At 59.1% G+C, this 24,132-nt stretch carries 25 protein-coding genes; 16 read left to right on the forward strand and 9 right to left on the reverse strand.

The features are described from left to right. Nucleotides 1-111: 111 nt before the first annotated feature. Entirely contained in the window at nt 112-918 is an 807-nt protein-coding gene (gene xthA, locus ABLV52_RS14325) for an exodeoxyribonuclease III (protein WP_218810167.1), read from the reverse strand. 438 nt (nt 919-1,356) lie between these two features. Between xthA and ABLV52_RS14330 the strand changes: the two genes are divergently transcribed. From ABLV52_RS14330 to spy, 6 genes are all read left to right on the forward strand, one after another. Then, nucleotides 1,357-2,577, forward strand: coding sequence for an aspartate aminotransferase family protein (locus ABLV52_RS14330; protein ID WP_348890536.1), 1,221 nt, complete (start codon nt 1,357-1,359; stop codon nt 2,575-2,577). Further along, on the forward strand, nt 2,574-3,608 hold the full coding sequence (astA, locus tag ABLV52_RS14335) for an arginine N-succinyltransferase (RefSeq protein WP_023289295.1): 1,035 nt from the start codon (nt 2,574-2,576) through the stop codon (nt 3,606-3,608). Before ABLV52_RS14330 ends, astA begins: the two co-directional genes overlap by 4 nt. After that, the gene (astD, locus tag ABLV52_RS14340) at nt 3,605-5,083 is read left to right on the forward strand and encodes a succinylglutamate-semialdehyde dehydrogenase (RefSeq protein WP_348890537.1); all 1,479 of its coding nucleotides are present in this window, start codon (nt 3,605-3,607) and stop codon (nt 5,081-5,083) included. The genes astA and astD overlap by 4 nt, the downstream gene beginning before the upstream one ends. Continuing rightward, nucleotides 5,080-6,405, forward strand: a complete 1,326-nt coding sequence (gene astB / locus ABLV52_RS14345; protein ID WP_044522417.1) for an N-succinylarginine dihydrolase — start codon at nt 5,080-5,082, stop codon at nt 6,403-6,405. Before astD ends, astB begins: the two co-directional genes overlap by 4 nt. A 9-nt stretch (nt 6,406-6,414) precedes the next feature. Further along, nucleotides 6,415-7,380 (forward strand): succinylglutamate desuccinylase, encoded by a 966-nt coding sequence (astE, locus tag ABLV52_RS14350; RefSeq protein WP_023289298.1) that lies wholly within the window; start codon nt 6,415-6,417, stop codon nt 7,378-7,380. Between the two features lie 343 nt (nt 7,381-7,723). Beyond that, nucleotides 7,724-8,209 (forward strand): ATP-independent periplasmic protein-refolding chaperone Spy, encoded by a 486-nt coding sequence (spy, locus tag ABLV52_RS14355; RefSeq protein ID WP_072096650.1) that lies wholly within the window; start codon nt 7,724-7,726, stop codon nt 8,207-8,209. Between the two features lie 87 nt (nt 8,210-8,296). On the opposite strand, the gene cho is transcribed toward spy, so the two are convergent. Both cho and nadE read right to left on the reverse strand, forming a co-directional pair. Then, complete coding sequence (gene cho, locus ABLV52_RS14360; protein WP_348890538.1) at nt 8,297-9,160, reverse strand: excinuclease Cho; 864 nt, start codon at nt 9,158-9,160, stop codon at nt 8,297-8,299. Between the two features lie 99 nt (nt 9,161-9,259). Next, nucleotides 9,260-10,087 carry an ammonia-dependent NAD(+) synthetase gene (gene nadE, locus ABLV52_RS14365; protein WP_023289301.1) on the reverse strand — a complete coding sequence of 276 codons (828 nt, stop codon included), beginning with the start codon at nt 10,085-10,087 and terminating at the stop codon, nt 9,260-9,262. Between the two features lie 282 nt (nt 10,088-10,369). Here nadE and osmE point away from each other — a divergent pair, with 282 nt between their 5' ends. The 8 genes from osmE to chbG all read left to right on the forward strand — a co-directional run bounded on the left by osmE (nt 10,370) and on the right by chbG (nt 16,294). After that, nucleotides 10,370-10,708: an osmotically-inducible lipoprotein OsmE gene (osmE, locus tag ABLV52_RS14370; RefSeq protein WP_023289302.1), complete on the forward strand. Its 339-nt coding sequence runs from the start codon at nt 10,370-10,372 to the stop codon at nt 10,706-10,708. A 278-nt stretch (nt 10,709-10,986) separates the two neighbouring features. Further along, entirely contained in the window at nt 10,987-11,307 is a 321-nt protein-coding gene (gene chbB / locus ABLV52_RS14375; RefSeq protein ID WP_002901547.1) for a PTS N,N'-diacetylchitobiose transporter subunit IIB, read from the forward strand. 19 nt (nt 11,308-11,326) lie between these two features. Continuing rightward, the gene (locus tag ABLV52_RS14380) at nt 11,327-11,443 is read left to right on the forward strand and encodes a hypothetical protein (RefSeq protein WP_162543158.1); all 117 of its coding nucleotides are present in this window, start codon (nt 11,327-11,329) and stop codon (nt 11,441-11,443) included. Nucleotides 11,444-11,454: 11 nt separating this feature from the next. Further along, complete coding sequence (chbC, locus tag ABLV52_RS14385; protein WP_004203823.1) at nt 11,455-12,813, forward strand: PTS N,N'-diacetylchitobiose transporter subunit IIC; 1,359 nt, start codon at nt 11,455-11,457, stop codon at nt 12,811-12,813. Between the two features lie 53 nt (nt 12,814-12,866). Continuing rightward, nucleotides 12,867-13,214, forward strand: a complete 348-nt coding sequence (gene chbA / locus ABLV52_RS14390; RefSeq protein ID WP_023289303.1) for a PTS N,N'-diacetylchitobiose transporter subunit IIA — start codon at nt 12,867-12,869, stop codon at nt 13,212-13,214. Between the two features lie 27 nt (nt 13,215-13,241). Next, nucleotides 13,242-14,066, forward strand: a complete 825-nt coding sequence (gene chbR / locus ABLV52_RS14395) for a transcriptional regulator ChbR (protein WP_004203825.1) — start codon at nt 13,242-13,244, stop codon at nt 14,064-14,066. A gap of 110 nt (nt 14,067-14,176) precedes the next feature. Next, nucleotides 14,177-15,523 carry a 6-phospho-beta-glucosidase gene (locus ABLV52_RS14400; RefSeq protein ID WP_044522424.1) on the forward strand — a complete coding sequence of 449 codons (1,347 nt, stop codon included), beginning with the start codon at nt 14,177-14,179 and terminating at the stop codon, nt 15,521-15,523. Between the two features lie 12 nt (nt 15,524-15,535). Continuing rightward, complete coding sequence (chbG, locus tag ABLV52_RS14405; protein WP_032452530.1) at nt 15,536-16,294, forward strand: chitin disaccharide deacetylase; 759 nt, start codon at nt 15,536-15,538, stop codon at nt 16,292-16,294. A 56-nt stretch (nt 16,295-16,350) separates the two neighbouring features. Here the strand turns inward: chbG and katE are convergent, their stop codons facing one another. Beyond that, nucleotides 16,351-18,609: a catalase HPII gene (gene katE, locus ABLV52_RS14410; RefSeq protein WP_023289306.1), complete on the reverse strand. Its 2,259-nt coding sequence runs from the start codon at nt 18,607-18,609 to the stop codon at nt 16,351-16,353. Between the two features lie 190 nt (nt 18,610-18,799). Between katE and cedA the strand changes: the two genes are divergently transcribed. After that, entirely contained in the window at nt 18,800-19,054 is a 255-nt protein-coding gene (cedA, locus tag ABLV52_RS14415; RefSeq protein ID WP_008807754.1) for a cell division activator CedA, read from the forward strand. A gap of 57 nt (nt 19,055-19,111) precedes the next feature. On the opposite strand, the gene ABLV52_RS14420 is transcribed toward cedA, so the two are convergent. The 4 genes from ABLV52_RS14420 to hxpB all read right to left on the reverse strand — a co-directional run bounded on the left by ABLV52_RS14420 (nt 19,112) and on the right by hxpB (nt 22,900). Further along, complete coding sequence (locus ABLV52_RS14420) at nt 19,112-20,503, reverse strand: L-cystine transporter (RefSeq protein WP_023289308.1); 1,392 nt, start codon at nt 20,501-20,503, stop codon at nt 19,112-19,114. A gap of 135 nt (nt 20,504-20,638) precedes the next feature. Next, the gene (locus ABLV52_RS14425; protein WP_023289309.1) at nt 20,639-21,229 is read right to left on the reverse strand and encodes a metal-dependent hydrolase; all 591 of its coding nucleotides are present in this window, start codon (nt 21,227-21,229) and stop codon (nt 20,639-20,641) included. Nucleotides 21,230-21,320: 91 nt separating this feature from the next. Continuing rightward, nucleotides 21,321-22,082 (reverse strand): 2-dehydro-3-deoxy-D-gluconate 5-dehydrogenase KduD, encoded by a 762-nt coding sequence (gene kduD, locus ABLV52_RS14430; RefSeq protein ID WP_032452531.1) that lies wholly within the window; start codon nt 22,080-22,082, stop codon nt 21,321-21,323. Nucleotides 22,083-22,231: 149 nt separating this feature from the next. Further along, nucleotides 22,232-22,900 carry a hexitol phosphatase HxpB gene (hxpB, locus tag ABLV52_RS14435; protein WP_102006181.1) on the reverse strand — a complete coding sequence of 223 codons (669 nt, stop codon included), beginning with the start codon at nt 22,898-22,900 and terminating at the stop codon, nt 22,232-22,234. A gap of 188 nt (nt 22,901-23,088) precedes the next feature. On the opposite strand from hxpB, the gene ABLV52_RS14440 reads away from it, so the two are divergent. Continuing rightward, complete coding sequence (locus ABLV52_RS14440) at nt 23,089-23,625, forward strand: YniB family protein (protein WP_023283571.1); 537 nt, start codon at nt 23,089-23,091, stop codon at nt 23,623-23,625. A gap of 29 nt (nt 23,626-23,654) precedes the next feature. Here the strand turns inward: ABLV52_RS14440 and yciA are convergent, their stop codons facing one another. After that, entirely contained in the window at nt 23,655-24,053 is a 399-nt protein-coding gene (yciA, locus tag ABLV52_RS14445) for an acyl-CoA thioester hydrolase YciA (RefSeq protein WP_002901629.1), read from the reverse strand. Nucleotides 24,054-24,132 lie beyond the last annotated feature (79 nt).

Below are 24,132 nucleotides of genomic sequence, written 5' to 3' on the forward strand. Positions count from 1 at the left end.
CGCGCGACAGTATCCTGTTCAGACGACGGCCACAATGGTTTACCGTCGCTTTGTTGATTTTGCTCAGGAAATTCTGCCCCCCGCGCGGCGGGAGGCAGGTCAGGACGTGGCTTACGGCCGGAAGGTGGCCCACACCGGCGCGTGGTCGGACGGTTTTTCCATCCCGCGGATCTCATAATCGATTCCGGTCTCCACGCAGCGCTGGGCCAGAGGCTGGCTGGCCAGCAGCAGGTCGATGCGCAGCCCGCGGTTATCGTCGAAGCCTTTGGAGCGGTAATCAAACCACGAGAAGTACTCCTGATTGTCCGGGTTAGCCTGACGCCAGGTATCCACCAGGCCCCAGCCCAGCAGGCGGTCCATCCATTCCCGCTCTTCCGGCAGGAAGGAACATTTGCCGGTGCGCAGCCAGCGTTTGCGGTTCTCTTCACCGATACCGATGTCGAGATCGGTAGGGCTGATGTTCATATCGCCCATGATCAGCACCGGATTCTCTTTATTGAGCTCGGTCTCCAGGTAGTTCTGCAGATTCTGATAGAACGCCGCTTTGGCCGGGAATTTGGTCTCATGATCGCGGCTTTCACCTTGCGGGAAATAACCATTAATCACCGTAACGTTACCGAACGGCGACGGGATCTCGGCCATGATGATGCGGCGCTGAGCCTCTTCGCCATCGTCCGGGAAACCGCGGCGGACGGCAATCGGCGTCTCTTTGGTCAGCAGAGCGACGCCATAATGGCCTTTCTGGCCGTGATAAAAGACGTTATAGCCGAGTCTGGCGACCTCTTCGAGAGGGAACATATCGTCGTGAACTTTGGTTTCCTGCAGGCCAATCACGTCCGGCTGGTGCTTTTCGACGATGGCGGCCAGTTGGTGTGGGCGGGCGCGCAGGCCGTTGATATTAAAAGAGACGAATTTCATAGTCGCTGCCACTGTGCAAGGTGAATAGTGCAGGGATGGTAGCAGAAATTCGCCAGGCTGGCTGCCATCCGATGCGTCATTCTGCCAATCGCTGCGTATGAGCGTGCCGTGGGTGCCCCTTTTGCGGGCACGCCGCGCCAAAAAAGGGCAAATAGCTACGATAAATTTCGCAGAAGATCACAATTACAGAATTATATCTTACCTTTGCATAACTTATCTTATTTAATCACTGTTCATCCCCCTTTATCGGATACTTATTCACTAAGTATGCATTTTATGTGAATAACGCCAGGTTGTAACTTATTGATATTTCGTTATCTCATCCGGTTTATGCATTTTTATCGCTGGCTGGCACGAACCGTGCAATCTACATTTACAGCGTAATAACTCATATTTATTAACATTATTGCTACTTTTAATTTACCGGAAGAGGTCGATATGTCTCAGTCAATTACGCGTAACCACTTTGATGAATGGATGATGCCGGTCTACGCGCCAGCGGCTTTTATTCCGGTGCGGGGCGCCGGGTCGCGGCTGTGGGATCAGCAGGGCAAAGAGTATATCGATTTTGCCGGAGGCATCGCCGTGAACGCGCTGGGGCATGCGCATCCGCGGCTGGTGCAGGCCCTCACCGATCAGGCTGGCAAGTTCTGGCATACCGGCAATGGCTATACCAATGAGCCGATCCTGCGTCTGGCCAAAATGCTTATCGATGCCACCTTCGCCGACCGGGTCTTCTTCTGTAACTCCGGGGCCGAGGCCAATGAGGCGGCGCTCAAGCTGGCGCGTAAATATGCCCACGATCGCTTTGGCAGCGAGAAAAGCGGCATTGTCGCCTTCCAGAACGCCTTCCACGGGCGGACGCTGTTCACCGTTTCGGCAGGCGGTCAGCCGGCCTACTCCCGGGATTTTGCCCCGCTGCCGCCGCAGATCCAGCATGCGGTGTTTAACAATCTCGCGTCGGCAAAGGCCTTAATCAATGACCAAACCTGCGCGGTGATCGTCGAGCCGGTGCAGGGCGAAGGCGGCGTGGTGCCGGCCAGCGTCGAGTTTTTACGCGGCCTGCGCCAGCTTTGCGACCAGCACAACGCCCTGCTGATTTTCGATGAAGTGCAGACCGGGGTCGGACGCACCGGCGAATTGTATGCCTATATGCACTACGGCGTGACCCCCGATGTGCTGACCACCGCCAAAGCGCTGGGCGGCGGCTTCCCCATCGGCGCACTGCTGGCGACAGAGGCCTGCGCCAGCGTGATGACCGTCGGCACCCACGGCACCACCTACGGCGGTAACCCGCTGGCGGGGGCGGTGGCCGGCGAGCTGCTGTCGATCGTCAATACCCCGGAAGTGCTCTCCGGCGTCAGACAGCGCCATCAGTGGTTTTGCGAACGCCTGCAGGCGATCAACGCCCGCTATGGTCTGTTCAAGGAGATCCGCGGCCTGGGGCTGCTGATCGGCTGCGTGCTGAACGACGCCTGGGCCGGGAAGGCGAAAACCCTCAGCAACCTGGCGGCGGAAGAGGGCGTGATGATCCTGATCGCCGGCGCCAACGTGGTGCGTTTCGCGCCGGCGCTGAACGTCAGTGAAGAAGAGGTGAACAGCGGGCTGGATCTCGTTGAGCGGGCCTGCGCGCGATTCCTGGCGGGAGTTTCATCATGATGGTTATTCGACCGGTGGAGCCGGGCGATCTGCCCGGGCTGCTGAAGCTGGCGGCGGAGACCGGCGGCGGGCTGACCTCGCTGCCGGTGGATGAAGCCACCCTCGCGGCGCGGATCGCCCGCTCACAGCAAACCTGGCGCGGCGAGCTGCCGAAAAGCGAGCAGGGCTATGTCTTTGTGCTGGAAGAGAGCGAGAGCGGCGCAGTGGTGGGCATCTGCGCGATAGAGGTGGCGGTGGGGCTCAACGATCCCTGGTACAACTACCGGGTCGGCACCCAGGTCCATGCCTCGAAGGAGCTTAACGTCTATCAGGCGCTGCCGACGCTGTTTCTCAGTAACGACCACACCGGCAGCAGCGAGCTGTGTACCCTGTTCCTCGACCCGCAGTGGCGCAAAGAGGGCAATGGCTATCTGCTGTCGAAATCGCGCTTCTTATTTATGGCCGCCTTTCGCGAGCGCTTTAATGAGAAGGTGGTTGCCGAGATGCGCGGGGTGATTGACGAGCACGGCTATTCCCCGTTCTGGGAGAGCCTGGGCAAACGCTTTTTCGCCATGGAGTTTTCCCGCGCCGACTACCTGTGCGGCACAGGACAGAAGGCTTTTATTGCCGCCCTGATGCCCAAGCACCCGCTGTATATCGATTTCCTCACCCCCGAGGCGCAGGCGGTGATCGGCAAGGTCCACCCGCAGACCGCCCCGGCCCGGACGGTGCTGGAGAAAGAGGGGTTCCGCTACCTGAACTACATCGATATTTTCGACGGCGGCCCGACCCTGGAGTGCGATATCGACCGGGTGCGGGCGATCCGCAAAAGCCGTCTGGTGACCACCGAGGCCGGCGAAACGCCGCCCGGCGACGGGCCGCTGTGCCTGGTGGCGAACGAACAGTACCACCAGTTCCGCGCCCTGCTGGTGCATGCCGACCCGGATGGCGACACCCTGACCCTCAGTGCCCGCGAGCTGGATATGCTGAAGTGTCATGCCGGCGACCAGGTGCGCATGGTGCGCTTGATCCCTGAGGAGAAAACCGCATGAGTCTGTGGATTAACGGCGAGTGGCGACCCGGCGATGGGCCGCGCTTCAGCAAACAGGATCCGGTCAACCTGAAGGTTGTCTGGCAGGGAGAGGCGGCGGACGCCGGGCAGGTCGCCGAGGCGGTGGCGGCTGCCCGCCAGGCGTTCCCGGCCTGGGCGCGGCTGCCGTTTGCCGACCGCCAGGTCATCGTCGAAAAGTTTGCCGCGCTGCTGGAGGCCAGCAAGGCGGAGCTGACGGCGATTATCGGCGCCGAGACCGGAAAGCCGCGCTGGGAGGCGGCCGGGGAAGTGACGGCGATGATCAACAAGGTGGCGATCTCGGTGAAGGCGTACCACACCCGCACCGGCGAACAGCACAGCGATCTGCCCGATGGCGCCGCGACGCTGCGTCACCGGCCGCATGGCGTGCTGGCGGTCTTTGGCCCCTATAACTTTCCCGGCCATCTGCCGAACGGGCATATCGTGCCAGCGCTGCTGGCGGGCAATACCGTGGTGTTTAAACCCAGCGAACTCACCCCGCACAGTGGCGAAGCGGTGGTGAAGCTGTGGGAGCAGGCCGGCCTGCCCGCCGGGGTGCTCAACCTGCTGCAGGGCGGTCGGGAAACCGGCGAGGCGCTCAGCGGCCAGGCGGATATCGACGGGCTGCTGTTTACCGGCAGCTCGACCACCGGTTTTCATCTGCATCGCCAGCTGGCCGGACAGCCGCAGAAGATCCTCGCGCTGGAGATGGGCGGCAATAACCCGCTGATCGTCGACGATCCGCGGGACGTCGATGCCGCGGTGCATCTGACCATCCAGTCCGCCTTTATTACCGCCGGCCAGCGCTGCACCTGCGCCCGGCGTCTGCTGGTCCGGCGCGGAGAGGCGGGAGATGCTTTCCTCTCCAGGCTGGTGACGGTGAGCCAACGGCTGATCCCCGCGGCGTGGGACGCTGAGCCGCAGCCGTTTCTCGGCGGGCTTATCTCTGAACAGGCCGCGCAGAAAGTGCATCAGGCCTGGCTGCAGCGGATCGCCGCTGGCGCAGCCACCCTACTGGAGCCGCGCTTGTTGCAGGCCGGGACGTCGCTACTGACGCCGGGGATTGTCGACATGAGCGACGTGGCCCAGGTCGAGGATGAAGAGGTGTTCGGCCCGCTGCTTGGCGTCTGGCGCTACGGCACTTTCGAGGAGGCGATTGCCCTGGCCAATGCCACCCGCTTCGGGCTCTCCTGCGGGTTAATTTCCCCGGAACGGGAGAAGTTCGATCGGCTGCTGCTCGAGGCGCGGGCCGGGATAGTCAATTGGAACAAACCGCTGACCGGGGCGGCGAGTACCGCGCCGTTCGGCGGCACCGGGGCCTCTGGCAATCATCGCCCCGGGGCCTGGTATGCCGCCGATTATTGCGCCTGGCCGATGGCCAGTCTCGAATCGCCGACCCTGACGCTGCCCGCCAGTCTCAATCCGGGGCTCGACTTTCGGGCCGGGGAGGCGTCATGACCGCCCGCGAAGTCAACTTTGACGGTCTGCCCGGACTGACCCATCACTACGCCGGTCTCTCCTTTGGCAATGAGGCCTCCACGCGGCACCGCTTTCGGGTGTCGAACCCGCAGCTGGCGGCAAAGCAGGGGCTAAAAAAAATGAAAGCCCTCGCCGACGCCGGCTATCCGCAGGCGGTGATCCCCCCTCAGGAGCGGCCCAACGTGCCGCTCCTGCGTCAGCTGGGCTTTAGCGGCAGCGATGAACAGGTGGTGGCTCGCGCGGCTCAGCAGGATCCGGATCTGCTGTCGGCGGTGAGTTCGGCCTCGGCGATGTGGGTGGCCAACGCCGCGACGGTCTGTCCCTCCGCCGATTCGCTGGATGGCCTGGTACACCTGACGGTGGCGAATCTGCAGGATAAATTCCACCGCGCCAGCGAAGCCCCCACCACCGGAGCGTTACTGCAGGCGATCTTCCCGGACCGCACGCGATTTGCCATCCATCCGGCGCTGCCTGCCTCGGCATGGTTTGGCGACGAAGGGGCGGCGAACCATAACCGTCTCGGCGGCGAATATGGCGCCCCCGGCGTTCAGCTCTTTGTCTATGGCCGCCGCCGGGGAAGCGAAGAGGCGCCGCGTCGCTATCCGGCGCGGCAAACTCTTGAGGCCAGCCAGGCGGTGGCGCGCCTTAATCAGGTCAATCCCCGCCAGCTGATCTTCGCCCGCCAGCATCCGGCGGCGATAGACATGGGGGTTTTTCATAACGATGTCATCGCGGTGAGCAATCGTCAGGTCCTGTTCTGCCATGAGCAGGCCTTTGCCGACCAGAACGCGGTTTTGCAGCAGCTGGCGCAGCAGGTGCCGGGCTTCACCCCGCTGGTGGTTCCCGCCAGCCGGGTCACGGTGGAAGAGGCGGTTGCCACCTATCTGTTCAACAGCCAGCTGTTGAGCCGGGCGGACGGCAGCATGGCGCTGATCCTGCCCCAGGAAGCCCAGGCGCATCCGGGCGTGTGGAACTATCTCAATGAGCTGCTGGCCGGGGATAACCCCATCGCCGCGCTGCAGGTTTTTGATCTGCGCGAGAGTATGGCCAACGGCGGCGGTCCGGCGTGCCTGCGCCTGCGGGTAGTGTTGACGGCCGAGGAGTATCAGGCGGTCAATCCGCACGTCCTGATGAACGATACGCTGTTTGCCACCCTCAATGATTGGGTGGATCGCTACTATCGCGATCGTCTCACCCAGGCCGACCTCGCCGACCCCCAGCTGCTGCGGGAAGGGCGCGACGCGCTGGATCGGTTGACCCAGATCCTGCAGCTCGGTTCGGTTTATCCATTTCAGCAATAAGGGGGCGCGGTGGAACACTTTCTGGCATTAACCCTGGCGGGGCGTTTGCCCCATCACTTTCACGGCGAGACGGCCCATTTCCGCTGGCACTGGCTTGGGGAGGGGATCCTTGAGCTGACGCCGCATGCGCGCTGCGAGCGCGGGCTGGTGCTCTCCTGCGCCATTCATGGCAACGAAACGGCGCCGGTGGAGATTGTCGACCGGCTGGTGCAGCGGCTGGTTCGGGAGGAACTCCCCCTGCGCTGGCGGCTGCTGGTGATCGTCGGTAACCCGCCGGCGCTGCGGGCGAATAAACGCTATCTGCACAGCGATATGAACCGGATGTTTGGCGAGCGCTGGCGGCAATTCCCGGCCAGCGAGGAGACGCAGCGGGCGCAGCGGCTGGAGCAGGCGGTGGGCCGCTTCTATCGCGACCACGATGGTCCGCGCTGGCACCTCGATCTGCATACCGCGATCCGCGGGTCGCTGCATCCGCGTTTCGGGGTGCTCCCGGCCCGCGATACGCCCTGGGAGGAGGATTTTCTTCACTGGCTGGGCGGCGCCGGGCTTGAGGCGTTGGTGTTTCATCGCCAGCCAGGCGGGACCTTCACTCACTTCAGCTGCGAGCGGTTCGCGGCGCTGGCCTGCACCCTTGAGCTGGGCAAAGCGCTGCCGTTGGGGGAAAACGATCTGACGCAGTTTGCCGCCGCCGAGGGGGCTATCTCCCGGCTGTTGGTGGGGGATCTGGCCATTGCCGACGCCCCGGCGCCGTTGCGCTACCGGGTGGTGCAGCAGATCACCCGCCATAGCGATGATTTCCGTCTGCATATGGCGGATCGGACGCTGAACTTCACCCCCTTCGCCCCAGGCACGCTGTTGGCGGAGGAGGGGGAGATGCGGTATGTGGTGGGGGCTGAGCCGGAGTATGTTCTGTTTCCCAATCCGGCGGTGGCGAGGGGGCTGCGCGCTGGCCTGATGCTGGAAAAATTACCCTGAGGGCAAGCCGTCCGCCGGGCGGCCTGCTTAATTTCGCACGTCGTTTTACATCTTCTTATTTTTTCGTGCGCCAGCGTAAATTTGCGGATTATTCCTGGTAAAATGCTTTGTTTTTAATCTCCCCTCCTTTATACTCTCCATAATTTCTCTGCAAAACAGTAGGTTATTTATTTTTTATTGCAATTCCTCGTTCAAATTCCTTATTTTCTCCATAATTGGTGAGAAACTGTTTTTTACACTTTCATTGTTTTACTCTTGCTCTGACTAATTGACGATTAACGTCGTAAAGTTAATCTCGTCAACACGGCAACGCGCCGTAAGAATAACGTAAAGTAAGGATTGAATGATGAAGAAACTCACTGCACTGTTTGTTGCCTCTACTCTGGCTCTGGGCGCGGCTAACCTGGCACACGCCGCCGATACCACCACCGCGCCGAGCGACAGCAAGCCGATGATGATGCATCATAAAGGCGGCCCGGGTCAGCATGACATGATGTTTAAAGGCCTCAATCTGACCGATGCGCAGAAGCAGCAGATCCGCGACATCATGAAGAGCCAGCGCGAAAACATGAAGCGTCCGTCCCTTGACGAACGCCGCGCGATGCACGAGCTGATCGCCAGCGATACCTTCGACAAGGCGAAAGCGGAAGCGCAGATCGATAAGATGGAGGCGCAGCATAAAGCGATGGCGCTGTCCCGCCTGGAAACGCAGAACAAGATCTACAACATTCTGACTCCAGAGCAGAAAAAACAGTTCAATGCCAATTTTGAGAAGCATCTGACAGAACGCAACGCGCCGGCAGGTAAAATGCCTGCACCCGCTGAATAATGTAGCGTACTGAATCAAGACCGCCGGTCTTGCCCAATAATGCCATCAGGCGTTGGGCAGGGCCGGCGGTTTTTTCTTTCTGGCTTCTCAGCTAAGCGGGTGCAGCGGGTAATTGCCGCTGAGCAGAGGCTTACAGAGAATTTTGTAACCATCCTGGTCGAATCCGGCGGGCAGGCGGGTGAGCTCAGCGGCCTGGTCGAGCGAGTCGACGGCCCCCAGCCACAGCCAGTTATGAATGACATGATACTGCGTCATATCAGGGCCGCGCTCCTCCAGCGCCACCGCTCCTGCCCAAGGCCAGCACACCAGCTGCAGCTTGCTCATCTGCGCCAGCAGACGCTGGCGGTGCGCCTCCACGCTCTCCTTTCCACAGCAGGCGCCGGCGCAGCGGCCCAGCGCGGATCGAAAGCAGGCGCGACCGCGGCTGAGCGGCTCCAGACCGAGCAGGCCATAACAGAGGCGCTGTTCGTCAGCGAGGCTCTGCAGCATCTGCAGCGCCGCCCGCCGGTTGGCGAACAGACCATAGAGATGCTGCTGATGAGAGAAATCAACCTCGCGGGCATAGACAATCTGCGGCCGGTCGTCCGCAAGCAGCCAGGCGCAGAGTTGCTTGTTACGCCGTAGCCGCTTGTTAAACAGCGGCTGCTGCTCTTTAATTAACCGCGCCTCCAGCAGCAGGGCCCCAAGCTCGCCAGCGGTGCGCTGCCAGGTAATACGCCGGGACTGACGCAGCATCGCGGCCTCTTCAGGCGTGCGCAGGTGGGAGAGCACCCGGCTGCGCAGGTTAACGCTCTTGCCGATATAGAGCGGCATCGTGTCGCTGTCGCCGTGAAATTGATAGACGCCCGGCAGCTTCGGCAGCGCCTCCAGCCACGGGCGAAGGTGTTCGGGATATTCATAGATCGCCGCCGCCTCAAACTCCAGACGCGGGGCAGATTGCTTTCTGGCCACAATAACTCCTGATACTGTCTATCTATCCAGTATAGCAGGCGGTTTTTGCGGCGAAAAGCGCAAAAAATAACCCCGGCGCGGGCCGGGGCGGGGGAGGGACTATTTTTTCCAGAAATCGTCAAAGACGGTGATGGGCGGCCGACGCTTGTGTTCGGTTTTCAGATACCAGCCTTCGATCGTTTTGGCGATGCTGGGGTCCAGCGTTTTGCCTTCCAGATAGTCGTCGATATTCTCATAGGTGACCCCCAGCGCCACTTCATCCGGCAGGGAGGGGCGATCGTCTTCCAGATCGGCGGTCGGCAGCTTCTTATACAGATGTTCCGGGCAGCCGAGATGGGCCAGCAGCTGTTTGCCCTGACGTTTGTTCAGGCGGAAGATCGGGTTGATGTCGGTGCCGCCGTCGCCATATTTAGTGAAGAAGCCGGTAATCGCTTCCGCCGCATGGTCGGTGCCGACCACCACCCCTTTGGTCATCCCGGCGATGCTGTACTGGGCTTTCATGCGCTCACGGGCTTTTTCGTTGCCGCGAACGAAGTCGCTCAGTTCGATCCCCGCTTCGCGCAGGGCCTGTTCGCTTGCCAGTACCGAGGCTTTGATATTCACCGTCAACACGCGGTCAGGCTGAATAAAGGCGATGGCATCCTGGCAGTCCTGCTCATCCGCCTGCACGCCGTAGGGTAAACGCACGGCGATAAACTGCAGGCTGCTGTCGCCAGTTTCGGCGCGCAGTTCATTGATCGCCATCTGGCACAGTTTCCCCGTCAGGGTCGAGTCCTGGCCGCCGCTGATACCCAGCACCAGCGATTTAATAAAAGGGTAAGTCTGCAGATAGGATTTCAGGAAATCGACGCTGCGGCGGATCTCGCCTGCGGCATCAATCTGCGGCTTCGCGCCCAGCGCCTGAATAATCTCTTGTTGTAGCGTCATCGCGCCCTCCGAAAATGAATCTGTTTGGCAACCTGTTGGCTTAAAGCTACCTCTTTGCCGCTGAAACGACAAGGACCGGGGTTTTGACTGCCGGAAAAGAAGGCAATCAATGACATAGGATTTCATTATAGATGCCCGCGCGCAGGAGAAAGCGCCGGTCGTCGGCGGAGCGTCAATCCTGTTTACGCAATAACACAATCAGACATGATTTCGCTGTTCGGCTTGAAAAATAACACTATTTATTCCAGGCTTATCGTTACACAGTGGAAGAGAGGAACCAAAATGAACAAAAGCTTAGCAGGAATACTGGGCGTCACCGTCGCGTTAACCTTACTCGCGGGCTGTACCGCTTACGATCGTACCAAAGACCAGTTTACCCAGCCGGTGGTGAAAGATGTGAAGAAAGGAATGTCGCGTGAGCAGGTGATGCAGATCGCTGGCAAACCTTCAACGGAAGTGACGATGGTCCATGCCCGCGGCACCTGCCAGACCTATATCCTCGGTCAACGAGATGGTAAAGTGGAGACCTACTTTGTGGCCCTCGACGAAACGGGGCACGTGATGAACTCCGGCTACCAGACCTGCGCTGAGTATGATACGGATCCGCGCAACGCTAAGTAAGCGCCCTACTGTTGACTGAGTTGTACGTAAGCCCGACCACTGGTCGGGCTTTTTTGTGAGTCCTGATGCTTATTTAATTGCGCGAATTATTTGGATGAAAATGTGAGGGTAGTCAAAACCGGAGGTCAATGAGAGACAATTCTGTTCAACAGGGAATTATCACGACGGCTCAGGTTGCCGTATACTCAACCCATAAACAGAATTAACCGGATGTTACCAGTCTTACCGGCTCTCAGCGGTTACTGAAGGCCCTGGTCTCACACATTGAGGAAGCGTTCATGGAAAAGAAACACATTTATCTGTTCTGCTCGGCAGGCATGTCCACGTCACTGCTGGTCTCCAAAATGCGGGCGCAGGCGGAAAAATACGAAGTCCCGGTCATTATTGAAGCCTATCCTGAGACTCTCGCGGGTGAAAAGGGACCGGAAGCCGACGTTGTATTATTAGGGCCACAAATTGCGTATATGTTACCGGAAATTCAGCGCCTGCTGCCGAATAAACCGGTAGAAGTCATCGATTCTCTTCTGTATGGCAAGGTGGATGGTTTAGGTGTATTGAAAGCCGCCGTCGCGGCCATTAAGAAAGCTGCAGCACAATAATTTTAAATTTTAAAACTCGATATATTTTGACGCCTGGCGGCATCCCGTTGCCGGGTGTCAAAGAATAAAGAGTTTATTTTCCCGTCAAAGAGTAATTTCATACATCATCGCCGTAATAGTTTATTGCGGCTTTTAAGGGTATTGACTATGAGTAAAGTGATCGACTCGCTTGAAAAGGTACTCCTTCCTTTTGCAGTGAAAATAGGAAAACAGCCGCATATTAATGCGATTAAAAATGGATTCATTAAATTAATGCCGTTGACCCTCGCCGGGGCCATGTTTGTATTAATTAACAACGTTTTTCTGAGCTTCGGCGAAGGCTCTTTCTTTTATTCCATGGGCATTCGCCTGGATGCCTCCACCATTGAAACCTTAAACGGTTTTAAGGCTATCGGCGGTAACGTCTATAACGGTACCCTCGGCATTATGTCGCTGATGGCGCCATTCTTTATTGGCTCCGCGCTGGCGGAAGAGCGCAAAGTCGACCCGATGGCCGCAGGCCTGTTGGCGGTCGCGGCCTTCATGACCGTGACCCCGTATAGCGTGGGCGAAGCCTATGCCGTCGGCGCCAACTGGCTGGGCGGGCAGAACATCATCTCCGGCATGATTATCGGTCTGGTCGTCGCGGAGCTGTTCACCTTCGTGATCCGTCGCAACTGGGTAATCAGACTCCCGGACAGCGTGCCGGGGTCGGTATCGCGCTCTTTCTCCGCGCTGATCCCTGGCTTCTTGATCCTCTCCATCTTCGGCATTATCTCGTGGGCCCTGTCGAGCTACGGCAGCAACTTCCACCAGATCATCATGGACTCCATCTCTACGCCGCTGGCGGCGATGGGCAGCGTGGTCGGCTGGGCATACGTCATCTTTAACTCCCTGCTGTGGTTCTTCGGGGTGCACGGTTCGCTGGCGCTGACCGCGCTGGATAACGGCATCATGACGCCGTGGGCGCTGGAAAACATCGCGCTGTACAACCAGTACGGATCGGTTGATGCGGCGATCGAAGCGGGTAAACAGTTCCACTTCTGGGCCAAGCCGATGCTCGACTCCTACATCCTGCTGGGGGGTTCCGGGGCGACGCTGGGTCTGATCATCGCCATCTTTATCGCTTCCCGTCGCGCTGACCATCGTCAGGTTGCGAAGCTGGCGCTGCCGTCAGGCATCTTCCAGATTAACGAACCGATTCTGTTTGGCCTGCCGATCATCATGAACCCGGTCATGTTCATCCCGTTCGTGCTGGTCCAGCCGATTCTGGCGGCCATTACTCTCGCGGCCTACAGCCTGGGGATTATCCCACCGGTGACCAACCTGGCGCCGTGGACCATGCCAACTGGCCTGGGGGCGTTCTTCAACAGTAACGGCAGCGTCGCCGCTCTGCTGGTCGCCCTGTTCAACCTTGGCGTCTCCACCCTGGTCTACCTGCCGTTTGTGGTGCTGTCGAATAAAGCGCAGACCGTCATCGAGCAGGAAGAGAGCGAAGAAGACATCGCCAACGCACTGAAATTCTGATACCGCGCGGTACGGGCAGCGTCCCGTACCGCCTGAGAAATGAGGGAAATATTATGTTTGATCTGGACAACATCGACGCGGTAGAGACCCCGGAAAACGACCTCGAAGAGGTGGTGATGGGGCTGATTATCAACTCCGGACAAGCCCGTAGCCTGGCCTATGCCGCGCTAAAACAGGCCAAGCAGGGAGATTTTGCCGCGGCGAAATCGATGATGGAGCAGTCGCGTCAGGCGCTGAGCGAGGCGCATCGCGTGCAGACCCAGCTTATCGAAAGCGACGAGGGCGAAGGGAAAATGAAGGTCAGCCTGGTGCTGGTGCATGCTCAGGATCACCTGATGACCTCCATGCTGGCCCGCGAGCTGGTTGCGGAATTGATTGAGCTGCACGAGAAGGTACAATAGGCCATCACGACGATGAGGCAGCCCAGGATGATGACCACCGAGATCAGTACCGCCAGAGAACAGCAGTTGTTCAACGGGAAGAACTTTCATGTGGTCATCTATAACAAAACGGAAAGCGTGAGCGGGCTCCACCAGCATGATTACTACGAATTTACCGTCGTATTAACCGGGCGCTATTACCAGGAGATCAATGGCAAACGGGTGCTGCTGGAGCGCGGGGATTTTGTCTTTATCCCGATGGGCTCGCACCACCAGAGCTTCTACGAATTTGGTGCGACGCGCATCCTTAACGTCGGCATCAGCAGGCGCTTCTTTGAGAAACACTATCTGCCGCTGCTGCCGTTTGGCCTGGTGGCGTCGCAGGTCTATGCCGTGCAGAGCGCTTTTCTCGGCTATATTGAGTCGGTCATCGCCTCACTCAATTTTCGCGAAACGGAATTTGACGAATTTATCGAGCTGGTCTCCTTTTATGTCATTAACCGTTTACGTCACTATCGCGAAGAGCCGGTTGCAGACGTCGTCCCACAATGGTTAAAAAATACCGTTGAGGCCATGCACGATAAACTGGAGTTTGGCGAGAGCGCCCTCGAGAATATGGTTCGGCTATCGGGCAAAACGCAGGAATATTTAACCCGGGCGACCCAGCGCTATTATGGTAAAACGCCGATGCAGATAATTAACGATATCCGTATCAACTTTGCCAAAAAGCAGCTGGAAATTACCAACTATTCGGTGACGGATATAGCCTATGAATCAGGGTACAGCAGCCCGAGCCTGTTTATTAAAACCTTTAAAAAGCTGACCTCGTTTACGCCGAGCAGTTATCGCAAACATTTGACCAGTATTAATTAAACCCGCGCGGTATTAGCCGCCCGGCTTACACCGTAACTAATTTAAGTTAACTGTCCGCATTTATGCGGAGAGCGGCCTGCGCCCAGGCGCAGCGCCTAAGGGAGAAAAAAATGAGCCAGAAATTAAAAGTCGTCACCATTGGCGGCGGTAGCAGCTATACCCCGGAATTACTGGAAGGTTTCCTGAAACGTTATCATGAACTGCCGGTGACAGAGCTGTGGCTGGTGGATGTGGAAGAGGGCCAGGAGAAGCTCGATATTATCCATGCGCTGTGCGAGCGGATGGTGGAAAAAGCCGGCGTGCCGATGAAGGTTTATAAAACGCTGAACCGCCGCGAGGCGCTGCAGGGCGCGGATTTCGTTACCACCCAGCTGCGTGTGGGCCAGCTGAAGGCGCGTGAAAAAGATGAGCGCATCCCGCTGAGCCACGGCTATCTTGGCCAGGAGACCAACGGGGCGGGCGGGCTGTTTAAAGGGCTGCGTACCATCCCGGTGATTTTCGACATCGTGAAAGATGTGCAGGAGATCTGCCCGGACGCATGGATCATTAACTTCACCAACCCGGCGGGCATGGTCACCGAGGCGGTCTATCGCCACACCAGTTTCAAACGCTTTATCGGCGTGTGCAACATTCCCATCGGCATGAAGATGTTCATCACCGACGTGCTGCAGCTCAGCCCGAGCGATGAGCTGAACATCGACCTGTTCGGTCTGAACCACCTGGTGTTCGTCCGCGACGTGCTGGTTAACGGCGTCTCGCGCTTCGATGAACTGCTGGACGGCGTTGCCTCCGGCCGCCTGACCGCGAACTCGGTAAAAAATATCTTCGACCTGCCGTTTAGCGAGGGGCTGATCCGCTCCCTGCGCCTGATCCCATGCTCCTATCTGCTCTATTACTTTAAGCCAAAAGAGATGCTGGCGATTGAGATGGGCGAGTACTATAAGGGCGGCGCGCGCGCCCAGGTGGTGCAGAAGGTGGAGAAGCAGCTGTTCGAGCTGTATAAAAATCCGGATCTCAAGGTCAAGCCGAAGGAGCTGGAGCAGCGCGGCGGCGCCTATTACTCCGATGCCGCTTGCGAAGTGATCAACGCTATCTATAACGACAAGCAGACTGAGCACTATGTAAATATCCCGCATCATGGCCATATCGATAATATCCCGGCGGACTGGGCGGTCGAGATGAGCTGCACCTTAGGTCGCGATGGCGCGAAGCCGACGCCGCGCATCACCCATTTCGACGAGAAGGTGCTGGGGCTTATCTACACCATCAAAGGGTTTGAAGTGGCGGCCAGCCAGGCGGCGATCAGCGGCGAGCTGAACGACGTGCTGCTGGCGCTGAACTTAAGCCCGCTGATCCATTCCGATCGTGACGCCGAGCAGCTGGCGCGGGAGATGATTCTGGCTCATGAAAAATGGCTGCCGAACTTTGCGGCGACGATCGAAAAACTGAAAGCGTAACGGGAGCGGCAAATGGAACGCGTATTGATCGTCAACGCCGACGACTTCGGCCTCAGTAAAGGGCAGAACTATGGCATTATCGAAGCCTGCCGCAACGGCGTGGTGACATCGACTACGGCGCTGGTCAACGGCGCGGCTATTGACCACGCCGCCCAGTTGAGCCGCAGTACGCCGGAGCTGGCGGTCGGGATGCACTTTGTGCTGACGCTGGGCGAACCGCTGTCGGCCATGCCGGGGTTAACCCGCGACGGCCGGCTGGGCAAATGGATCTGGCAGCAGGCGGAAGAAGATACCCTGCCGCTGGAGGAGATTGCCCATGAGCTGGCGTGTCAGTACCGTCGTTTTATCGATCTCTTCGGCCATGAGCCGACGCATCTCGACAGCCATCACCATGTGCATATGATCGCCCCGATCTATCCCATCGTCGCCGCTTTTGCCCGCGACAAGGGCATCGCGTTGCGCATCGATCGCCAGGTGGCGGCGCAGAGCGGTCTCGATCAGCAGGCGGCGCGCAGCAGCGCAGGCTTCAGCAGCGAGTTTTACGGGGAAGCCGTCTCTGAGGCGCTGTTCCTGCAGACGCTGGACGCCTCAATCGCCCGCGAGGAGCGCTCCCTGGAGGTGATGTGTCATCCGGCCTTTGTCGACCAGACCATCATGGGCAGCGCCTACTGCTACCCGCGGCTGGGCGAGCTTGATGTGCTGACCTCTGCCTCGCTGAAAGCGGCGGTGGCCGACCGGGGTTATCGCCTGGGAACCTACCGCGACGTGTAAGCCCGACGGGGGAAAGGAAAGTGAGTCAAGCCCGGCACACCGTGCCGGGCTTTTTGCTACGCCGGAATAGCGGCGATTTTCGGGCTTCTCGACCACACCCGGTGGGCCGTCATCAGGGCGAGCAGTTTATCTGCCGCCGGGGTGTCGAGAGCATCGGTAACGATGACGCCCTCTTCGCCCTGGGCCGGGACCTGGAGAACCGACGTTAACTGCCGCGCATCGCCTGCCAGCAGGATCGGCTTCAGGTGCTTATAGGCCTCCAGCAGGTAGTAGCGCGCATCGCCGCTCTGGCTCAGGGCGCTGAGGTCGCCGCCGGGCACCACCACGGCATCCACCGTCAGCGATGGGGAACCGGCGAAGGTGCCGGCGATCGGCACGGGAGAACCATCGTCGGCGATGACCTCGCCCATCCGCGAATAGAGCAGTTTACTGTGCACGCCCTGGGCCTGTAGCGCCTGCAGGAGATGGACCAGGTCCTGCGCCGAGGTACGCTCATTGAGCAGCACCGCCACCACGCGACCTTTCACATCCCCTTCGGCGTCCGCATAGAGGCTCAGGGTGGGATCTTTCTCCACGCCGTTGACCGGGGAGGGCAGAGTGAGGCTGCGCTGCTCATCGCTCAGTTCGATACCTAAATTCGCCCCGACCGCTTCCGCCAGCCGGGTATCAATATGGGCCAGGTGATCGACCACCCGCTCGCGGATCCAGGTGCGGACCACTTTGCTGAGCTCGAAGCTGAAGCCATCGATAATATGCTGCTGCTCAATCGGCGTCTGGCTCAGCCAGAACAGACGCGGCTGGGCGTAATATTCGCCGAATGAAGGGCTGCGCTGGCGGATCTTCTCGCCGTCGACGCGTTCGGCAAGGGACTCGAAACCGCCGCGTTTGGCGGCTGGCGGCGTCTCGCGCGGCCAGTTGTCGTTGATCGAGTTGGGTTCGTAGTTGGCCGGGTTGGTGTCAATCTCCATCCGGTGCATACCGTCGCGCTGGAAGTTGTGGTACGGGCAGGTTGGCCGGTTGATCGGGATTTCATGGAAATTCGGTCCGCCGAGGCGGCTAATCTGCGTATCGGTGTAGGAGAAGAGACGTCCCTGCAGCAGCGGATCGTTGCTGAAATCGATGCCCGGTACGATATGCCCGGGATGGAAGGCCGCCTGTTCGTTCTCGGCAAAGAAGTTGTCCGGGTTGCGGTTGAGGACCATTTTGCCGACCCGTTGCACCGGCACCAGCGCCTCAGGGATCAGCTTGGTGGGATCTAACAGGTCGAAGTCAAAATCAAATTCGTTCTCCTCGGGGATCAGCTGCAGCCCGAGCTCAAATTCCGGGTAGTCCCCGGCTTCAATGGCCTCCCACAGGTCGCGGCGATGAAAATCGGGGTCACGGCCGGTCAGCTTCTGCGCTTCATCCCACACCAGCGACGCCTTGCCGGCGACCGGTTTCCAGTGGAAGCGAACAAAGGTGGCTTTGCCCTCGGCATTGATCAGGCGGAAGGTGTGGATCCCGAAGCCTTCCATGGTGCGATAGCTGCGCGGGATGCCGCGATCGGACATCGCCCACATCACGTTGTGCAGCGTTTCCGGCTGCAGGGAAACGTAGTCCCAGAAGGTGTCGTGAGCGCTTTGTCCCTGGGGGATGGCCCAGTGGGGCTCAGGCTTCACGGCGTGGACAAAGTCGGGAAACTTCAGCGCGTCCTGAATGAAGAAGACCGGGGTGTTGTTGCCGACGAGGTCAAAAATCCCCTCGTCGGTGTAAAACTTGGTGGCGAAGCCGCGAATATCGCGAACGGTGTCCGCCGACCCCGCGCCGCCCTGCACGGTGGAGAAGCGCACAAAGACCGGGGTGATTTTATCGGCTGCCGAGAGAAAATCGGCTTTGGTCAACGCTGTCAGGCTTTTGTAGGGCTGGAAGTAACCGTGGGCCGCTGAGCCGCGGGCATGAACGATACGCTCCGGAATTCGCTCATGGTCGAAATGGGTGATCTTCTCCCGCAGAATGAAATCTTCCAGCAGCGTTGGGCCGCGGGCGCCGGCGCGCAGCGAGTTCTGATCGTCGGCAATGCGCACGCCCTGGTTGGTGGTCAGCGGATAGTCTTCTCCGCCTTTGCGCTGCGGCTCCAGGGCGTCAAGTTTGCTGCTGTGGGTATCAGGCGCTTTCAGGCTGCCAGGGGCGGTCGGTTCAGCGCCAGGGGCGGTGGGTTTCGGCGTGGGGCGCCACTCCCGGTCATCCGGCGCCAGCGAGTCGAGACCCGGCTGCGCTTCCTCGCTGCCGTGAACCGGTGCCTGCTGGTGGTGAGGGTTTGGGTGCTTATCAGACATTGCTCGTCTCCTGCTTTCATTGCTAAAAGTGGTCGTTGATAAACCAAAACCCTTCTAACTATAGAACATTACGCTGGCTGCGCCCGGCGAGGGGGCAGGGAGTTATCCTAAAATGCGCATCGGCGGCAGGGGGGCGACGAACGGGGCCACGATCGGCTATGATAGAGGTTTCTGTTTCCCGCTTTGCTTAGTGAATCCATTTGTTATGAAACCATTGCGCCAACAAAATCGCCCTGTCATTAGCTACGTGCCGCGCGTGGAGCCTGCGCCCCCGGAACATGCCGTGAAAATGGACCATTTTCGCGATGTCTGGATTTTGCGCGGGAAGTATGTCGCCTTTCTGCTGATGGGGGAGCATTTCCGCCGTTCACCGGCGTTCAGCGTGCCGGAGTCGGCGCAGCGCTGGGCTAACCAGGTGCGTCAGGAAGGTGAGATTGAAGCCTGAATCTGCTGCAGAAATAAAAAAACCGCTGATTATCAGCGGTTTTTTTGTGCTTACCGTTTAGCGATGCGCCAGTTCGGCCTCTTCTTCGCTATCGAAAATCGACTTGTCGGTCTGGCGCAGCCACTGGCTGGTCAGCGTCCCGGCGGTCATGGAGCCGTTAACGTTCAGCGCGGTACGCCCCATATCGATCAGGGGTTCGACGGAGATCAGCAGCGCCACGAGGGTCACCGGCAGGCCCATCGCCGGCAGGACGATCAGCGCGGCGAAGGTGGCCCCGCCGCCCACTCCGGCGACGCCCGCCGAGCTGACGGTGACGATGCCCACAAGGGTGGCAATCCACATCGGATCCAGCGGGTTGATGCCTACGGTCGGTGCGACCATCACCGCCAGCATGGCCGGGTAGATACCGGCGCAGCCGTTCTGACCAATGGTGGCGCCAAAGGAGGCGGAGAAGCTGGCAATCGACTCCGGTACGCCGAGACGACGGGTCTGCGCTTCCACGTTCAGTGGAATGGAGGCGGCGCTGGAGCGGCTGGTGAAGGCGAAGGTGATCACCGGCCAGACTTTACGGAAGTACTTCAGCGGGCTGATGCCGTTAATCGCCAGCAGCAGGCCGTGAACGACAAACATGATGCCCAGCGCGATGTACGAGGCCACCACGAAGCCGCCAAGCTTGATGATATCCTGTAGATTCGACCCGGCAACCACTTTGGTCATCAGCGCCAGCACGCCGTAAGGGGTCAGCTGCATCACCAGACGAACCAGCTTCATCACCCAGCCCTGCAGGGTATCGATGGCGGTCAGTACGCGCTGGCCTTTTTCCACATCCTCTTTCAGCAGCTTCAGGGCTGCGACGCCGAGGAACGCCGAGAAAATGACGATGCTGATGATCGAGGTCGGGTTAGCCCCGGTGAGGTCAGCAAATGGGTTCTTCGGCACGAAGGAGAGGATCAGCTGCGGGACGCTGAGATCGGCCACTTTACCCACATAGTTGCTCTGAATGGCGTTCAGACGGGCGGTCTCCGCGCTGCCCTGGACCAGCCCCTCGGCGGTGAGGCCGAACATGTTGGTCACCAGCACGCCAACCAGGGCGGCGATCAGGGTGGTGAACAGCAGAGTACCGATGCTCAGGAAACTGATTTTCCCCAGCTGCGAGGCATTGTGCAGGCGGGCCACGGCGCTAAGGATTGACGCGAAGACCAGCGGCATAACGATCATTTGCAGCAGCTGGACATAACCGTTGCCGACGATATTGAACCACTGGATGGAATCTTTCAGCACCTGGCTGTCAGACCCATAGATCAGCTGTAGCGCCAGACCGAAGATCACGCCAATCGCCAGGCCGACCAGGACCTTCCTGGCCAGGCTCCACTGTTTATGGCGAGTTTGCCCCAGCGCAAACAGCAATACGGCGAACACGACTACGTTCGCTATTAATGGAAAGTTCATCCCCGTTCTCCTGATATTTTTATAACCTGGGCTGGTGGATAACCAGCTCTTATGACCGCAAGGTTAGCAGAAGGCGTTATCAAGGACTTATATTCAAATGGAATGGGTTATAACCAAATGGCGTTTTCTGCCGGTTTATCGCCCACTCTGGTGACTTATGAAGCGATTGAAGGTGATCTGCAGGGAATTAATCACCCCGGAAGACCAGCGTATCGCGCTGTTGTCCGCCAGCGTCTGCGGCATCCAGACGGCATAGACGAATAGCGCCATGCATAAGGCGCGCTCCAGCTGGTTGCCTTTGCGCGGCGCAAGGATCGGCAGCCGGAAGCGCCAGCGACAGGGCCATAGCAGCGGCACTCCGGCGGGGGTGAGCATATCGGCGAGAATGTGGCTGAGATAGCCCAGCACCAGGCCCTGGAGGGCGTCCGCCGGGACAATCCAGCTGTCAGGCACCTTGAGGTAGAATAGCGTCAGCGCGCCAAACACTGCCAGCAGGCTGTGGGTGAAGCCGCGGTGACCAAAGGCCCGCGCCACGGGCCTGGAGATCCAGCTCAGCCGCTGGCCAAGAAACGACTTTGGGTGATCGATGTCCGGCAGCAGGCAGGTCAAGACCGCGGAGGGCACAATATGCCACCAGTCGCCCTGCGCCAGCACCGGCGTTAACTCTGCGTTTTTGGCAAATACTGCGCAGGCGATTGAAAAGAAGAGATGGCCTTCCGCCGTCATGATAACACACCCTAAACTGTCGATTCATACAGTATAGGGTTTTTATACAGTGCACGGAAGAGGTGACGGTGTAACTCTTTGTCACAAATTCTCAGCGCGCCAGCCATCCGCCGTCGACGGCCAGGGTATAGCCATGAATATAGTCGGCGGCGGACGAGGCGAGAAACACCGCCGGCCCCTGCAGGTCACCCGGCACCCCCCAGCGACCGGCGGGGATACGCTCAAGGATTGCCTGGTTACGCTCTTCATCTTCGCGCAGCGCCTGGGTGTTATTAGTGGCCATATACCCGGGCGCAATGGCGTTGACGTTGATACCCTGACCAGCCCATTCGTTGGCCAGCAGGCGGGTCAGGCCCAGCACGCCGCTTTTCGAGGCGGTATAAGAGGGGACGCGGATCCCGCCCTGAAACGAGAGCATCGAGGCGATGTTAATAATTTTCCCGCCTTCACCCTGGCGAATGAACTGCCTGGCGACCGCCTGGCAGAGGAAGAAAACCGCTTTCAAATTCAGATCGATCACCGCGTCCCAGTCGCTTTCCGTGAAGGTCAGGGCGTCATGGCGGCGGATAATCCCGGCGTTGTTAACCAGAATATCGACCCGGCCCATCGCCGCCACCGCCTGGTCGACCAGAACGGTCATATCATCCTGATGGCTGAGATCCGCCTGAATGGCATGAAAGCGGCGGCCCAGCGCCTCAACCTGCGCGGCCGTGTCGTGGGGAATTTTGCGGTTGATGCCGACGATATCGCATCCGGCCTGCGCCAGGCCCAGCGTCATTCCCTGTCCCAGGCCGGTATCGCAACCGGTCACGATGGCGACCTTACCCGTCAGGTCGAAGGCGTTCAGTACCATATTCACCTCTGCGTGCTGATCTTCAGGCGTACGATGACGCCACCTGTGCCCAGCATAGAGGCAGGAAAACAAAATTACAATTAAAATGAAACGATGTTTTGATTTTATTGCCGGCGGCGTGACGGCGTTCGCGTCAGCCGCCAGCGGCGTTACCCGAGCAGCGCCTCGACGGTCAGGGCCTGCAGTGACGGCAGCTTGACGTCCGCCAGCACAAAGCGCGGGTCGCGGCTGTTCTCCGCTTCCGGCACCACGATAGCGCGCATGCGCGCAGCTTTGCTGGCGATCATGCCGTTGACCGAGTCCTCCAGCGCGACACAGCGCTGTGGGTCGACCCCGAGGGCGGCGGCGCAGTTGAGATACACCTGCGGGTGCGGTTTGCTCCAGGGCAGATGCTCCGCCGAGGCGAGGGCATCAAACTGATCGCGCAGCTCGAACATATTGAGCACTTTCTCCAGCATCATCAGCGGCGAGGCTGAGGCCAGCCCAACCTTCAACCCCTGGGCTTTACACAGGGCCACGGCCTCGCGCACCCCCGGCAGCAGCGGACGTGAGGCTTCCACCAGTTCGATGGCGCGACGGATAATGCGCGCGGTGGCTTCCGCGCGGTCCACGCCGCGCCACGGCTGCTGCGCGTACCACAGATCCACCACCAGGTCGATTCGCAGACCCAGCAGGTCGGGCAGTTCATCGCGGCGGCGGGTATCCACCCCCAGGCTCTCCATGACCTCGACCTCCGCCTGATCCCAAAGCGGCTCAGAGTCAATCAGCAACCCGTCCATATCAAAAATCGCAGCCTCAATGCGGCGCTTCGCTGACATATGTCCTTCTCCTGTTGCGTAATCAGATAAACGAATCGGCATTCATGGTATATCATACCGCGCGTTATTGGGCGAAATTCGCCGTGGAAGATAGACTTATACCCGACACATTCGGGTAAGCGAGGAGCGCCTGCGCCACACAACGGGCGGCAGGCGAACCACAAACGCGTCTTTAACAAGGGGAACTCATGACGTACCAACAAGCTGGACGCATTGCGGTCATCAAACGTATTTTGGGATGGGTCATCTTTATTCCCGCCGTGCTGTCGACGCTGATTTCTGTCCTCAAATTTATGTATGAGCACAGTGAAAAGAAACCCGGCATTGACGCGGTAATGATGGATTTTGCGCACGTCATGATTGAGATGATGCGCTTTAACACGCCGTTCCTGAACTTTTTCTGGTACAACTCACCGCTGCCGGATTTTCACCACAGCCTGAACATCGGCTTCTGGATTATCTTCATTCTGGTGTTCGTCGGTATGGCGCTGCAGGCCTCCGGCGCGCGGATGGCGCGGCAGGCGAAATTTCTCCGCGAGGGGATTGAGGATCAGCTGATCCTCGAGCAGGCGAAAGGCGCGGAAGGGTTAACTCGCGAGCAGCTCGCCGAACGCATTGTGGTGCCGCGACATACGATCCTGGTGCAGTATTTCCCGCTGTACGTGCTGCCGGTGATCGTAATTGTCATCGGCTACTTCTTCTTCTCGCTGCTGGGCTTTCTCTAAGCCAGGTGCCCGGTTAGCCGGGCGCCATCTTATTCCGCCGGCAGAGGGCGTGGTTTACCCTGATTATCGACGGCAACGTAGATAAACAGCGCTTCCGTCGCCTTGTAGCGCTGGCCAATTGGTTCTGAAGAGACTTTTTTCACCCACACTTCGATGTTAATGGTCACCGAGGTATTGCCGCGCTTCACGCAGCGGGCATAGCAGCACACCACGTCGCCGACGGCCACCGGGCGTAAAAAGGTCATCCCATCCACGCGCACGGTCACCACGCGACCCTGGGCGATCTCTTTGGCCATAATGGCGCCACCGATATCCATCTGCGACATCAGCCAGCCGCCAAAAATATCCCCGTTGGCATTAGTATCCGCCGGCATTGCCAGGGTGCGTAAAACCATTTCGCCCTTCGGGGCGAGATCTGTTGTTGTCATGCTCTACTCTGTTGTGGTCAAAGACGATCAGCGGGATGCTACTATGAAAACGGCGGAGAGAGAATAGGGGATAGCGCCC

Origin of the sequence: Klebsiella sp. GB_Kp056 (genome assembly GCF_040064755.1) — a bacterium.
Lineage (GTDB): Bacteria > Pseudomonadota > Gammaproteobacteria > Enterobacterales > Enterobacteriaceae > Klebsiella > Klebsiella quasipneumoniae.